Source organism: Paraburkholderia lycopersici, from assembly GCF_900096975.1.
GTDB lineage: Bacteria > Pseudomonadota > Gammaproteobacteria > Burkholderiales > Burkholderiaceae > Paraburkholderia > Paraburkholderia lycopersici.
Genome location: NZ_FMYQ01000043.1, coordinates 1 through 13,035 on the forward strand (window position 1 = coordinate 1; position 13,035 = coordinate 13,035).

The window sequence follows — 13,035 nt, forward strand, 5'->3', positions numbered from 1 at the left end:
AGGGTTTCGCGCGCGAGACGCGCCCAGAAGCCTTCGTAATCGCGTTCGGCTTCGGCGCAGAGCGCCTTGTATGCCTCCATGCCGGACACCGTGGCGCCAGCCACCGTTTGCTCGGAAGGCGCAAAGACGCGGCGTTCCTGAAGAACCGATTCAATCGCAGACATCGACAACCCCTTGGTGAAGATGAAACGTCAAACTCGTGGACACGCCCGAGCATCTTCAATGCCCGTGCGCGCCGTCTCCGTGCGCCGCCGCTCATTGCGAACGCGGCGCTGTTTGCTTGCACTGCGCAGCGCCGTTGCGGCGTCGCAGCATGCATGGGCGCTCCTTGCTTCGCCCCGAAGCGATCACGCGTTCGAGGCAAACCACCCATGCGGCAAGGTTAAGCGTAGCAACTTACCAGCCACTTACGCGCGCACGCGCGCATGGCGTTGCCGCGGCACGCAATGGCACCGTGGTAAGCAGACATTTAGAATGCTAACTGAACTGCGCACCTGGATTCCAGCTTGAATCGCTATTCCCTTTTTCTCGTCGCCTCGATGCTGCTCGTGGGCAGCAACGTGGGCATCGGCAAGTCGATCGTCGCCTTTCTTCCCGTTCCGCTCTTCGCGCTGCTGCGCTTCGTGATCGCTCTCGCGGTGCTCGGGCCGCTCCTGCGCCGCACGAAAATGAGGCGTGTGAAGCGCGGCGAATGGCTCAATCTGTTCCTGCAGGCATTGTTCGGCACATTCGGGTTTACGCTGCTGATGCTAGGCGGCGTGCATCGCACGAGCGCGGTCGCGGCCGGCGTCATCACGAGCACGATCCCCGCCGTGGTCGCGCTCTTCTCGTGGCTCTTCCTGCGCGAGCGCCCCGACGCGCGCGCGCTCGCCTCCATCGCGCTCGCGATCGCCGGCATCGCCGTCATCAATCTCGCGCACGCAGGCACGAGCGGCAGCGCCGAGGCGGGCGGCTCCTTCGCCGGCAACCTGATGGTGCTTGGCGCGGTGTGCTGCGAATCGCTCTATGTGATCCTCTCGCGCCGCCTCACGCAAACGCTGCCGCCGCTCGACATCTGCGCGTACACGCATCTGTTCGGCTTTCTGCTGATGTTGCCCGTGGGGCTTCCCGGCGCACTGTCGTTCGATTTTGCGAGCGTGCCCGCCGGCATCTGGTGGCTTGCGCTCTGGTACGGGCTTTCGGCGAGCGTGTTCTCGTTCTGCCTGTGGATGATGGGCATTCGCCACGTGCCGGGCAGCATCGCGGGCGTGTTCACGGCCGTGCTGCCGGTGGCGGCCGCCGTCTACGGCATCGTCTTTCTCGGCGAGCGGCCCACGCCCGCGCACGGCATCGCGCTCGCCTGCGTGGTGGCCGGAATCGCGCTCGCGAGCCTCAAGACCAAACGCCTTCCGCCAGTGGCCTCGTGATCGTTTTGTAATGCTTGTGAAAGCATGGCGGCGCGATCCGCGAGGCGAAACGGCAGAAGCGGCCAAGGCGGTCCATGGCGGACCAGGCCCCGCACTGCCGGAATCCGGGCGAACCCTTGGGCCGACGCTGTACAATAGCGCCCGCCTGGCCCCTCGCGCGCCTCGAGCGCGCCTCGAGTGCGCCATCTGGCCCCGCCTAGACGGCCCTGCCGATTTCGACCGTGATTGCCCATGTCCGCTGCACGCCCCCAGCCGCCTTCCGCCGCCGCCCCGGGTAAAGCCCGTCGCCGCATGCGTCCGCTGCCCAGCATCATCTTCATGAGCCGCTGGCTGCAGGTGCCGCTCTATCTGGGCCTGATCGTCGCGCAGGCCGTGTACTGCGTGCTGTTCGTCAAGGAAGTGTGGCACCTCGTGAGCCACGCCACCACGCTCGACGAAACCAGCATCATGCTGGCCGTGCTCGGTCTGATCGACGTGGTGATGATCTCGAACCTGCTCATCATGGTGATCGTTGGCGGCTACGAAACCTTCGTCTCGCGCATGAATCTCGAAGGCCATCCCGACGAGCCCGAATGGCTCGACCATGTGAACGCCGGCGTGCTCAAGGTAAAGCTCGCCATGGCGCTCATCAGCATTTCATCGATCCACCTGCTCAAGACCTTCATCAATCCCGACGCCGTCTCGGCGCATACGGTGATGTGGCAGGTGAGCATCCACGTGGCGTTCCTCGTTTCCGCGCTCGTGATGGCGTGGATCGACCGCCTCATCACGCATACGCACCCCGAACACTATCTGGAACTCGCCGCGCGCCATCCGACGCCCTGGCGGGCCGCGACCTACTGACTGCGCACGACGCGCGAGACCACGCAGCACACACGATTCAAAACCCCGTCCCCACAGAAGCTAGCCATGACCGTCATCAAACAGGAAGACCTCATCCAGAGCATCGCGGATTCGCTGCAGTACATCAGCTACTACCATCCGCAGGATTACATCGAGGCGCTCGGCCGCGCGTACGAGCTCGAACAGAGCCCGGCCGCGAAGGACGCCATCGCGCAGATCCTCACGAACAGCCGCATGTGCGCCGAAGGCCACCGCCCCATCTGCCAGGACACCGGCATCGTCACGATCTTCGTGAAGGTCGGCATGGACGTGCGTTGGGACGGCGCGACGATGAGCCTGACCGACATGATCAACGAGGGCGTGCGCCGCGGTTATCTGAACCCGGACAACGTGCTGCGCGCGTCGATCGTGAACCCGCCCGAAGGCGCCCGCAAGAACACGAAGGACAACACGCCGGCCGTGATCCACTACGAGATCGTGCCGGGCGACAAGGTCGACGTGCAGGTCGCGGCCAAGGGCGGCGGCTCGGAAAACAAGTCGAAGTTCGTGATGCTGAACCCGTCCGACTCGATCGTCGACTGGGTGCTCAAGACCGTGCCGACGATGGGCGCGGGCTGGTGCCCGCCGGGTATGCTCGGCATCGGCATCGGCGGCACCGCCGAAAAGGCGATGCTGATGGCGAAGGAATCGCTCATGGAGTCGATCGACATCCAGGAGATCATCAAGCGCGGTCCGAAGGACTGGATCGAAGAGCTGCGCGTGGAGCTGCACGAGAAGGTCAACGCGCTCGGCATCGGCGCGCAGGGTCTCGGCGGCCTCGCCACCGTGCTCGACGTGAAGATCATGGCCGCGCCGACGCACGCGGCGTCGAAGCCCGTCGCGATGATCCCGAACTGCGCCGCCACGCGCCACGCGCACTTCGTGCTCGACGGCTCGGGTCCGGCGAAGCTCGAAGCGCCCTCGCTCGACGCCTGGCCGAAGGTCCACTGGGAACCGAACACGCAAACGAGCCAGCGCGTCGACCTGAACACGCTCACGCCCGAAGAAGTCGCTTCGTGGAAGCCGGGCCAGACGCTGCTGCTCTCGGGCAAGATGCTCACGGGCCGCGACGCGGCGCACAAGCGCATCGCCGACATGCTCGCGAAGGGCGAGAAGCTGCCGGTGGATTTCAGGAACCGCGTGATCTACTACGTCGGCCCGGTCGATCCGGTGCGCGACGAAGTGGTCGGCCCGGCGGGCCCCACCACGGCCACGCGCATGGACAAGTTCACGGAAATGATGCTCGCGCAGACGGGCCTCATCTCGATGGTCGGCAAGGCCGAGCGCGGCCCCGTGGCGATCGAGGCGATCAAGAAGCACAAGGCCGCCTACCTGATGGCGGTCGGCGGTGCGGCTTACCTCGTCTCGAAGGCGATCCGCGGCTCGAAGGTCCTCGCGTTCGAAGACCTCGGCATGGAAGCCATCTACGAATTCGACGTGCTCGACATGCCGGTGACGGTCGCCGTCGATTCGTCGGGCACGTCGGTGCATCAGACCGGCCCGAAGGAATGGCAGGCGAAGATCGGCAAGATTCCGGTCGCGACGGCCTGAAGCATGGCTGCGGCCTGTTAGAAAACCGGGGCCTCGCGCTCCGGTTTTTTATTGACGCGCGCAACGCGTATCGAAACCCTTCCCAGCGCCCCGTAAATCGCCGATATATGCCGCAATTCAACGCGGATTTGATCTTGGCTTTTGCGAATTGAGCGTTTATTGTTGGAAACCAGTCCCGCCCCACAAAGAAAGGAAAGATCATGCAAGGCGACAAGAAGGTCATCGAATATCTGAACGCGCAGCTCAAGAACGAGCTTACGGCTATCAATCAGTATTTCCTGCATGCCCGCATGTACAAGCACTGGGGCCTCGAAAAACTCGGCAAGCACGAATATGACGAATCGATCGGCGAAATGAAGCACGCCGATATGCTCATCGAACGCATTTTCATGCTCGACGGCCTGCCGAATCTCCAGGATCTGCACAAGCTGCTCATCGGCGAGGAGACCAGGGAAATCATCGAGTGCGACCTGAAGCTCGAGCAGATTTCGCAGTCCACTTGCAAAGAAGCCATTGCCTGGTGCGAATCGGTGCGCGATTTCGTTTCGCGCGAAATCTTCGTGACGATTCTCGACGACACCGAAGAGCACATCGACTGGCTCGAAACGCAACTCGACCTGATCGACAAGGTCGGCATCCAGAATTACCAGCAGTCGGGGATGGGTTCGGTAGAATCCTGATCGCGCGCCTGGCGCAACGGCGCGTCCGTCCGCCTTGCGGATGCGCCCCCTCACCCTCTCGCCCAATTCCGTGAATCTCCCGGCTTCCTCCAGCGGTGCCCACAGCGGTGCGCCTGTCGGCATCTTCGACTCCGGTCTCGGCGGACTGTCGGTGCTGCGCGCCGTGCGCGCGCTGCTGCCCGCCGAGCGGCTGGTTTATGTCGCCGACTCGCGCTACGCGCCCTACGGCCAGCGCGACGACGACTTCATTGCCGACCGCACGCTCGCGATCGGCGAATGGCTCGTCGCGCAAGGGGCGAAAGCGCTGGTCGTGGCCTGCAATACGGCCACGGCGCAGTCCATCGCGCTCGTGCGCGAACGGCTCTCCATCCCGCTCGTCGGCGTGGAACCGGGGATCAAGCCGGCGGCGCTGGCCTCGAAAACGCGCGTGGCCGGCGTGCTCGCGACCCAGGTCACGCTGCGCAGCGCGCGTTTTCAGGCGCTCGTGGAACGCCACGCGGCCGACCTGCGCGTGCTGTGCCAGCCGGGCCACGGTCTCGTCGAGGCGGTGGAGCGTTGCGACGTGAATTCGCCCGAACTGCTCGCGCTTTTGCGCGCGTACGTCGAGCCCATGCTCGAAGCGGGCGCCGACACGCTCGTGCTCGGCTGCACGCACTACCCCTTTCTCGACGCCGCAATCCGCTCGATCGTCGGCGAACGCATGGCGCTCATCGACACCAGCGTCGCCATTGCCCGGCAGCTGGAACGCGTGCTCGAGCAGCACGGGCTGCGTGCCGACGGTGGCAACGCCGGCGCCGGCCCGGACGACATCCGCTTCTGCTCGACGAGCGACGGCGCCCATTTGCGCGAACTGGCCGCCGCGCTGCTCGGCCTCGACGCCGAGGTCGAACGCGTGGCGATCCCCTCGCGGCGCACGCGCGAACTGGAAGCGAACGCCGCCTGAAGCATCTGCGCGGCGCAATGCCGCAGGCGCGATTGACAGCCAGATTGACAGCCATTGAGGCGCGCCGGAATTTCTGGGCTCGAACCCTGTTTCGACGCCCGCTCTCCACCTCTTTTAAGCCGTTGACGGTCGCCAGAACGCCGCATACGCGCCGCAGCAGAACCGCGTGGCGCATCGGGAAGTATGTGCTCCGCCGAGCGCTGCGTAGACCGCCCACACGCCCCGGCGAGCCCTCTGCGTCCACCGTCGTATTCTGGCTCCAGGCAAAAACCCCTGCTAACCATCCGGTTTTGTTACAAAAATTCCGTCCATGCGCTTGCCAAACCGGTCAAACATAATGATAATAATTCGCATTAACTCTCTCTATCGTGGTCCATCATGATTGTCTGCGTTTGCAAGTCCGTCTCCGACCGGACGATCCGTGCCTCCATCAAGGATGGCATGGACTCCTTCGACGAGTTGCAGTTCGAGCTCGGCGTCGCGACCTGCTGCGGCAAGTGCGAAGAATCCGTTCGCGACGTGATGGCGCAAAGCGGCGTGTGCGCGAGCCGCTGCGGGGTGACGCATCCGGTCCATCCGGTCGCCCCTGCCGTGGCCCCGCAAGTTCTCCCGCTCACGTTTTACGAGCGCAAGGCTGCCTGAAGCCATGGCGCGCATCCCGCAACCGGTGCGCGCCCTCCCCGTCCGCCCGCATCGTGAGGCGCGGCGGACATCGAACCTCCGCCGACAGCAAGCCCGTCTCGCGACCAGCCAGCTACCGCTCGTGATCCTCAAAGGAGATCGTGATGGAACTGCTGATCGGATTCATAACGACGTTGTGCATTTCGCTGTTGATCTTTCGCAAATAAAGCTGCCCGACACGACACGCTGGTCCGCCCGCGTGCCGTCGTCCGCACGGCAGCCACGCTAACATGCAGGCTTTCCAAACCACCGCCGGCACGCTGCCGCCTCCTCCTGTGCGCGTCAATCGCCGTGTTGTCACCGCGAGCGCGATTGTCGTCGCGCTGCATGCCGCGCTCATCGGCGTCGTGCTGATGAAGCGCGAACCCGTGACGCCCGCCGCGCTCCAGTCGCAAACCATCACGGCCGAACTGCTTAAGCCCGAGCCCGTGGCCGCGCCCGCCGCGATCCAGTCGACGCCCGCGCCGACGCCGCCCAAGCCCATCCCGCGCGTGACGCGCGAGAAGCCGAAGGTTCAGCCGAAGCCCAGGCCCACGCCGACTCCGCTGCCGGTGGCAGAAGCGCCTTCGCAGCATACGGCCGACGCGCCCATGCCCGCCGCGCCGACGCCGCCGGCTCCCACATCGCCTGCGCCCGCGCCGCAGGCCGCGGTGCCCGCCGATGCCAGGCCGACCATGGCGCTTTCGGCGCCGAAGAACGTCTCGCACCTCGACTGCCGCATCGTGCAGCCCGACTACCCGGCGCTCTCGCGTCGCCGCGGCGAGACGGGCACGGCCTCCGTGCATTTCGTCGTGGGCCTCACGGGCAAGATCGAGAATATCGAGCTGAGGAAGTCGAGCGGCTACAGCCGCCTCGACGACGCCGCCGTGGACGCCATGCGCCAAAGCGCGTGCAAGCCGTACCTGGAAAACGGCGAGCCCGTGCGCGCGGCCTACACGCAACCATTCGATTTCAGCCTGCACGATTGAGCGGCTGAAGCCACACCGCCTTCATGAGTTGAATAAAGAGGATTGAGAATGCAGAACTACGGTATCGCCCACGTCTGGGCGCAAGGGGATTTCGTGACGCGCGGCATCGCGCTCGCGCTGTTTATCATGTCGGTGCTGTCGTGGTGCGTGATCGTCGTGAAGGGCTGGAACGTCGCGCGCCTGAAGCGCCTCACGAAGAACGCCGAGCAGCAGTTCTGGCACTCCGACGACCTCGCCGACGGCGTGAAGAAGCTCGGCAACGGCACGCGCGAAGACAACCCGTTCCTCGCGCTCGCGCTCTCGGGCCAGGAAGCCGCCGACCACCATCACCAGACGCAACCGCATCTGCACGACCGCATGGACGTGTCGGACTGGGTCACGCGCTGCCTGAAGGACACGATGGACGACTCGGTCGCGAAGATGCAAAGCGGTCTCGCCATCCTCGCTTCGATCGGCAGCACGGCGCCGTTCGTCGGTCTGTTCGGCACGGTGTGGGGCATCTATCACGCACTGCTTACGATCGGCGCGACGGGCCAGACCTCGATCGACGCCGTGGCCGGTCCCGTGGGCGAAGCGCTCATCATGACCGCGTTCGGCCTCTTCGTCGCGATTCCGGCCGTGCTCGGCTATAACGCCCTCACGCGCGCCAACAAGGCGATCGTCACGAAGCTCAACCGCTTCGCGCACGGCCTGCATGCGTTCTTCGTGACGGGTGCGCGCCTCTCGTCGACGGGCCGCGGCCGGACGAAGGACGGCAACGCGGGCAACCTGCGTGTCGCCGCGCGCAGCCACTAAAGAGCGGAGGCAAGCATCATGGCGATGAGCCCCTTTGCCAGCGACGACGACGATGGCCTGATGAACGAAATCAACATGACGCCGCTCGTCGACGTCATGTTGGTTCTCCTGATCGTTTTCATGGTGACGATTCCCGTGATCCGTCATGCCGTGAAGATCGACCTGCCCCATGCGAGCAGCCAGAAGGAAGATACCAAGCCCGCGCAGATCAACGTATCGATCGAAGCGGACGGCACGGTGCTATGGGACGGCGCGAAAGTCGACGACGCCGCGCTGCACCAGAAGATCGCGGCCGCGGCGCAAACAACGCCGCAGCCGGAACTGCATCTGAACGCGGACCGCAAGGTGCAATACGAACGCGTCGCGCAGGTGATGTCGGCGGCGCAAAGCGGCGGCCTCACGAAGCTCGGTTTCGTCACCGATCCCGCGCATCATTGATGTCCGCCCGGTTTTAATTGGCAGCACAAAGTAAAAGGCCTTCATCGTCAGATGAAGGCCTTTTTTCGTGCGCACGCGGCGCATTCGGGCGGTGGCGGCACTCCCCGACAATCGATCGGTTCATGCCGGCACATGCGACTGCCGTGGGCAACACGGACTGCGCTTTCGGCCCTGAAGGCTCGCTATGATAGCGGCCATCAATTCCCGCTCAAGACCGGTGCTTGGCGAGAAGGACTTCAATATATTCCTCTCGCCCCGGGCCTTCAAGAGCCAGGCCATTGAAAGTAGCGATTGCCGGCGCTGCTTGAATGCCTAAAAACAAATAGCGCCCACGGTTCTCGCGCACTTGTCTCGCGTAAGTACCCAGATTCATACAAGCGCACGCACGTGCAGGTTCGCAAAGCTTCACGCGGCTTCGATCTTGCTTGCGGCCTTCGCGGGCGGCAGTGCGCCCGGCGCGCCCCGCTCGTCGCCGCGCGCCGCCAGCGCCGCGATCTCGCTCCTCAACGGACATTCCTGCTGCAGGCTCTTGTCGGCGTCGAGCACTTCCACGAGGTAGTCGACGAACGCGCGCACGGCGGGAACCATGCCCTGGCGCGAGAGAAACACCGCATAGAGCTGCGGCACCGGCAGCGTCCAGCCCGGCATGACTGGCGAAAGCTTGCCCGAGCGCAGCGCGGCGCCATACATCATCTCCGGCATCGCCGCGATGCCAAGCCCTTGCAGAGCCGCCTCGCGTATCGTGGTCAGGTCTGCGGTGATAAGGCGCGGCTCATGTTCGTGCGAATGGCGCGAGCCGTCCGGCGCGATCAGCTGGAACACGTGGCGGCCGTCGCTCGTGGGCGTATCGAGCGTTTCGAAGCGTGAAAGGTCGTCGGGCGTGAGCGGCGGCGCGTTCTGCGCGAGCAGGCTCGGCGCGCCCACCAGCATCTGCTCGGTGCGCCACAGCGGCCGCACCACGATATTGGCGTTTTGCGGAGGCTCAGAACGCACGCGCAGCGCGATATCCACGGAATCCTCGAACAGGTCGATCACCCGGTTCGTCACGCGCATCACCACGCGCACCTCGGGGTAGCGATGCATGAATTCCGGAATGATCTGCGAAAAGATGGTCTGCGACAGCGTGACCGGCACGCTCACGCGCACCGTGCCGCGCGGCGACGAGCGCAACGACTGAACGACGTTCACCGCCGCCTGCGCCTCGGAGAGCATCGCGCGGCAGTGCTCGTAGAACAGTTCGCCCGCCTCCGTGAGCGCGAGCTTGCGCGTGGAACGCTGCAACAGGCGCACGCCGAGCGAGGCCTCGAGTTCGCTCACCCGCCGCGACAGACGCGACTTCGAGATGCCGAGCACGCGTTCGGCGGCGGAGAAACCGCCATGCTCGATCACCTGCGAGAAGTACATGAGGTCGTTCAGGTTGTGCGAATCGATTTTCATGTCGTCGTTCCAGCGATGGGACAATCCATTGCGATGGGGCCGTAAAACAGCCCGAATGGGCTACCTATAATAGCGGCTTGTTTCATATACAACGCAATTCCCCCAATTCGAGGTGATATCCATGACCACGACCCGCACGATCGAACGCGTTTATCCCGCGGTTCGCACCACCGAGGGTGGCGGATTCGTCGTTCATCGGCCGTTTCCCACCCGCCAGCTGATGGACTTCGATCCGTTCCTGCTGCTCGACGAAATGGGCCCCGTCGACTATGCGCCGGGCGAAGCCAAGGGCGCGCCCGATCACCCGCATCGCGGCTTCGAAACGGTCACCTATATGGTCGAAGGCCGCTTCGGCCACAAGGACTCGGCGGGCCATTCGGGCACGCTACGCCCCGGCGACGTGCAGTGGATGACGGCCGGTGCGGGCGTGATCCACAGCGAAATGCCCGACCCCGAATTCACGCGCACAGGCGGCCGCATTCACGGCCTGCAGCTCTGGGTGAACCTGCCCGCACGCGACAAGATGATGACCCCGCGCTATCAGGAACTGCCCACGGAGCGGATTCCGGTGGGCCGCTCGGAGGACGGCAAGGTGTCCGTGAAGGTGATCGCGGGCGAGGCGCTGGGCGCGAAGGCCGCGATCGAGACGCGCACGCCCATCCTCTATCAGCACTTCACGCTCGCGCCCGGCGCGCGCTTCGAGCAGCCGGTGCCGCGCGAGTATCGCGTGTTCGCCTATGCCCTTTCGGGCATCGGCCTCTACGGCCCGCAGGCGCAGGCGGTCGAAGCCCAGCAGATGGTGACGTTCGCGAGCGACGGCGACACGGTCGCGATCGCCTCTCCCGCCGATGCGCATGCGCCGCTCGACGTGCTGCTGATCGGCGGCGTGCCGCTGAACGAACCGGTCGTGCGCTATGGCCCGTTCGTGATGAACACCGAACAGGAGATTCGCCAGGCCGTGCTCGACTATCAGGCCGGGCGCATGGGGCGCATCGCTCACTGATGAGGCAGGTCGCCGGGCGGGTTCCGAAGCGTCTCCGCAGGGCCGCCCGCTTTCCGTCACAATAAGGTTTCCCGGGCGCGCACTCCGGTGCGCGCCCGTCCCTCTTTAACCGTCCCGCCCGCGAGGAGCGCATGGCCGAACCCGTAGTCACCGCACACATTGGCTCGACGAACTACCAGGTCCAGTTCGACGACGGCACTCACACCTGGATCGCCGACGAACCCGCCTCGCTCGGCGGCGGCGACCGCGGACCGTCGCCCTTTTCGCTGCTGCTCTCGAGCCTCGGCGCCTGCACCTCCATCACGCTGAAGATGTACGCGCAGCGCAAAGCGTGGCCGCTCGAAGGCGTGCGCGTGACGCTCTCGATGGAAACCGGCAGCGAAGGTACGACGATCGATCGCCAGATCGCGCTCGAAGGCGCGCTCACCGGCGAGCAGCGCGAGCGCCTCCTGCAGATCGCCAATGCCTGCCCGGTCCACAAGATCCTCACGAACACGATCACGATCCGCTCGGGCCTCGTCGCCGCGTAAGCGCCGGCGGACGGACACAGACACAGGAAGGCGCCGCCTTGAATTTCGAACACCTCATCCAGATCAACGATCCGCTGAACCCGCTCGTCGAAGCCATGACGCGCGAGCAGCTCTGGGAAGGACTCGTGCTGCGCGCTGAGCAGCCGCAACTCTTCGTGATCGGGCTCGACAGCTGCACGATCCTCTCGCGCACCGATAGCACGATGGAGCGCGAGCTGCACTACGGCCACGCCACGGTACGCGACCGCGTCACGCTGACGACCAACGAAAGCGTGCGCTACGACATTCTCGCGACGGCCGAACACGTGGGCGGCTCGCTCATCATGACGATCGAGCAGCCCGATCCGCTGCAGCTCTTTCTGCGCTTCGAGTACCGCACGACCCTGCCGACCGCCGACACCGAGGACGATCGACAGACCTCGGAGATCGTGAAGTCGGCGTATCGCGAATCGGACATCGACACCGTGCGTCTGATCCGCCAGTTCGTGCAAGGCGACGGCAATCCGCCGAACGCGTTGCATTGAAGTCCCCTGCGTTCGGCGGCCACTTCCTCATGGGCCGCCGAACGCCACGGCGTTTCGGTTCAGGCTATCGACGGTGGATTCCGATGAATATCTCTCAGTTGAAAATAGGAACGATTATCATTTAGAATTCATCCATCGAATCGAGACAAGACGTCACGTTCATGACCGAACTCAACCGCACATCCACTCTCAGCTTGCGCCGCGCTGGCGGCTCGGCGCTGACCGCCGCGCGGCCGAAACCCGCTGCCGCACAGCCCAATCCGGGCAAGGGCGCCGCACCGGCGGGCGCCGCGGCAAGCGGCGAGCGGACGCTGGACAGCGCGGCGCTGCTGCAGGGGCGCAGCCACGTGAGCATCATGCACAACGGCGAAACGTATCAGTTGCGGGCCACACGGCTCGGCAAGCTGATCCTGACGAAATAGGTTTCAACCGGGTATTGTGGGGACCGCCTCCACCGGGAGGCGTTGGGCATTAGCCAGCAACGACGGCTTGCACGCGAGATCTAGACCCCTTCGTGCAGACATCCTTCAAGCCAGCCGTCGCAGCAAGCCACGCCATTTTTTTGTTCCCATCCTGTGATCGGGGCGGCGCGCGAAGCGTGAGCCGCCCGAGGCGAAAGCCGCGGCGTACGTCCGCGGCTTTCGTTTTTCCGGCGTAGCCGAAGTCGCCGCGGCGCTCCATCCGCTATTCGGCACCGAGCGCCGCAATGCCTGCCCGCGCAATGGCCGCATCCTGATCCGACTTCACGCCCGAGACGCCCAGCGCGCCGATCACGTCGCCATTCACGATCACGGGCACGCCGCCTTCGAGCATGCCCGTGAGCGGCGCGCTGAGAAATGCGGTCCGGCCCTGCTTGATGACGTCCTCGTAGAGCTTGCTCTCGCGGCGGCCCAGCGCGGCGGTGCGCGCCTTCGCCATGGCGATTTCGCTGGTGATGGGCGAAGCGCCGTCGAGCCGGCGCAGAAACAGCAGATGCGCGCCCTCGTCGACGATGGCGATCGTCACGTTCCACTGGCTGGCGCGCGCATGCGCCACGGCCGCTTCGGCCATCCTCAGGACGTCTTCGTCGGTTAATACCGCGCGAGTTCGCATGGGTCTCTCCTCCATCTGGCCGCGCCGGAATCGCCCGGCGCGGCGGCCTCGAATCGATGGTTGGAGATTAGAACGGATTGGGACGCGCGTGCGTCATGAAAGCCG

Annotated in this window: 15 protein-coding genes; 13 read left to right on the forward strand and 2 right to left on the reverse strand. The window is 64.9% G+C overall.

Features of this window, described 5'->3' with window-relative positions; genetic code table 11:
* Positions 1-506: 506 nt before the first annotated feature.
* The 9 genes from BLU17_RS30060 (at position 507) to BLU17_RS30100 (ending at position 8,344) form a co-directional block, all read left to right on the forward strand.
* Complete coding sequence (locus BLU17_RS30060; protein ID WP_092005717.1) at positions 507-1,406, forward strand: DMT family transporter; 900 nt, start codon at positions 507-509, stop codon at positions 1,404-1,406.
* Between the two features lie 231 nt (positions 1,407-1,637).
* Positions 1,638-2,249 carry a TIGR00645 family protein gene (locus BLU17_RS30065; protein ID WP_092005720.1) on the forward strand — a complete coding sequence of 204 codons (612 nt, stop codon included), beginning with the start codon at positions 1,638-1,640 and terminating at the stop codon, positions 2,247-2,249.
* Positions 2,250-2,315: 66 nt separating this feature from the next.
* A complete protein-coding gene (locus BLU17_RS30070) occupies positions 2,316-3,839 on the forward strand; it encodes a fumarate hydratase (RefSeq protein ID WP_092005723.1) in 1,524 nt (507 codons plus the stop codon).
* A gap of 200 nt (positions 3,840-4,039) precedes the next feature.
* Positions 4,040-4,519 (forward strand): bacterioferritin, encoded by a 480-nt coding sequence (gene bfr, locus BLU17_RS30075; protein ID WP_092005726.1) that lies wholly within the window; start codon positions 4,040-4,042, stop codon positions 4,517-4,519.
* Between the two features lie 40 nt (positions 4,520-4,559).
* Positions 4,560-5,462 (forward strand): glutamate racemase, encoded by a 903-nt coding sequence (murI, locus tag BLU17_RS30080; RefSeq protein ID WP_092005729.1) that lies wholly within the window; start codon positions 4,560-4,562, stop codon positions 5,460-5,462.
* Between the two features lie 378 nt (positions 5,463-5,840).
* Positions 5,841-6,104 (forward strand): (2Fe-2S)-binding protein, encoded by a 264-nt coding sequence (locus tag BLU17_RS30085; protein ID WP_092005731.1) that lies wholly within the window; start codon positions 5,841-5,843, stop codon positions 6,102-6,104.
* Positions 6,105-6,373: 269 nt separating this feature from the next.
* Positions 6,374-7,111 carry an energy transducer TonB gene (locus tag BLU17_RS30090; RefSeq protein WP_092005734.1) on the forward strand — a complete coding sequence of 246 codons (738 nt, stop codon included), beginning with the start codon at positions 6,374-6,376 and terminating at the stop codon, positions 7,109-7,111.
* 48 nt (positions 7,112-7,159) lie between these two features.
* Entirely contained in the window at positions 7,160-7,906 is a 747-nt protein-coding gene (locus BLU17_RS30095) for a MotA/TolQ/ExbB proton channel family protein (RefSeq protein ID WP_092005737.1), read from the forward strand.
* A gap of 18 nt (positions 7,907-7,924) precedes the next feature.
* On the forward strand, positions 7,925-8,344 hold the full coding sequence (locus BLU17_RS30100; protein WP_092005740.1) for an ExbD/TolR family protein: 420 nt from the start codon (positions 7,925-7,927) through the stop codon (positions 8,342-8,344).
* Between the two features lie 405 nt (positions 8,345-8,749).
* On the opposite strand, the gene BLU17_RS30105 is transcribed toward BLU17_RS30100, so the two are convergent.
* Complete coding sequence (locus BLU17_RS30105; protein ID WP_092005743.1) at positions 8,750-9,781, reverse strand: LysR family transcriptional regulator; 1,032 nt, start codon at positions 9,779-9,781, stop codon at positions 8,750-8,752.
* Positions 9,782-9,902: 121 nt separating this feature from the next.
* Between BLU17_RS30105 and BLU17_RS30110 the strand changes: the two genes are divergently transcribed.
* The 4 genes from BLU17_RS30110 to hemP all read left to right on the forward strand — a co-directional run bounded on the left by BLU17_RS30110 (position 9,903) and on the right by hemP (position 12,260).
* Positions 9,903-10,784, forward strand: a complete 882-nt coding sequence (locus BLU17_RS30110) for a pirin family protein (protein WP_092005746.1) — start codon at positions 9,903-9,905, stop codon at positions 10,782-10,784.
* A 131-nt stretch (positions 10,785-10,915) separates the two neighbouring features.
* Positions 10,916-11,314, forward strand: a complete 399-nt coding sequence (locus tag BLU17_RS30115; RefSeq protein ID WP_092005749.1) for an OsmC family protein — start codon at positions 10,916-10,918, stop codon at positions 11,312-11,314.
* Positions 11,315-11,352: 38 nt separating this feature from the next.
* Complete coding sequence (locus BLU17_RS30120) at positions 11,353-11,838, forward strand: SRPBCC family protein (protein ID WP_092005753.1); 486 nt, start codon at positions 11,353-11,355, stop codon at positions 11,836-11,838.
* 161 nt (positions 11,839-11,999) lie between these two features.
* Positions 12,000-12,260: a hemin uptake protein HemP gene (gene hemP, locus BLU17_RS30125; RefSeq protein WP_092005756.1), complete on the forward strand. Its 261-nt coding sequence runs from the start codon at positions 12,000-12,002 to the stop codon at positions 12,258-12,260.
* 262 nt (positions 12,261-12,522) lie between these two features.
* On the opposite strand, the gene BLU17_RS30130 is transcribed toward hemP, so the two are convergent.
* A complete protein-coding gene (locus BLU17_RS30130) occupies positions 12,523-12,930 on the reverse strand; it encodes a GlcG/HbpS family heme-binding protein (protein WP_092005759.1) in 408 nt (135 codons plus the stop codon).
* Positions 12,931-13,035 lie beyond the last annotated feature (105 nt).

Bases quoted from the DNA above. Each gene is read 5' to 3' on its own strand.
- BLU17_RS30090 (WP_092005734.1), top strand. From the start codon at position 6,374: ATGCAGGCTTTCCAAACCACCGCCGGCACGCTGCCGCCTCCTCCTGTG.
- BLU17_RS30065 (WP_092005720.1), top strand. From the start codon at position 1,638: ATGTCCGCTGCACGCCCCCAGCCGCCTTCCGCCGCCGCCCCGGGTAAA.
- BLU17_RS30115 (WP_092005749.1), top strand. From the start codon at position 10,916: ATGGCCGAACCCGTAGTCACCGCACACATTGGCTCGACGAACTACCAG.
- BLU17_RS30070 (WP_092005723.1), top strand. From the start codon at position 2,316: ATGACCGTCATCAAACAGGAAGACCTCATCCAGAGCATCGCGGATTCG.
- BLU17_RS30085 (WP_092005731.1), top strand. From the start codon at position 5,841: ATGATTGTCTGCGTTTGCAAGTCCGTCTCCGACCGGACGATCCGTGCC.
- BLU17_RS30130 (WP_092005759.1), bottom strand. From the start codon at position 12,930: ATGCGAACTCGCGCGGTATTAACCGACGAAGACGTCCTGAGGATGGCC.
- BLU17_RS30110 (WP_092005746.1), top strand. From the start codon at position 9,903: ATGACCACGACCCGCACGATCGAACGCGTTTATCCCGCGGTTCGCACC.
- BLU17_RS30105 (WP_092005743.1), bottom strand. From the start codon at position 9,781: ATGAAAATCGATTCGCACAACCTGAACGACCTCATGTACTTCTCGCAG.
- BLU17_RS30095 (WP_092005737.1), top strand. From the start codon at position 7,160: ATGCAGAACTACGGTATCGCCCACGTCTGGGCGCAAGGGGATTTCGTG.
- hemP (WP_092005756.1), top strand. From the start codon at position 12,000: ATGACCGAACTCAACCGCACATCCACTCTCAGCTTGCGCCGCGCTGGC.
- bfr (WP_092005726.1), top strand. From the start codon at position 4,040: ATGCAAGGCGACAAGAAGGTCATCGAATATCTGAACGCGCAGCTCAAG.
- murI (WP_092005729.1), top strand. From the start codon at position 4,560: ATGCGCCCCCTCACCCTCTCGCCCAATTCCGTGAATCTCCCGGCTTCC.
- BLU17_RS30100 (WP_092005740.1), top strand. From the start codon at position 7,925: ATGGCGATGAGCCCCTTTGCCAGCGACGACGACGATGGCCTGATGAAC.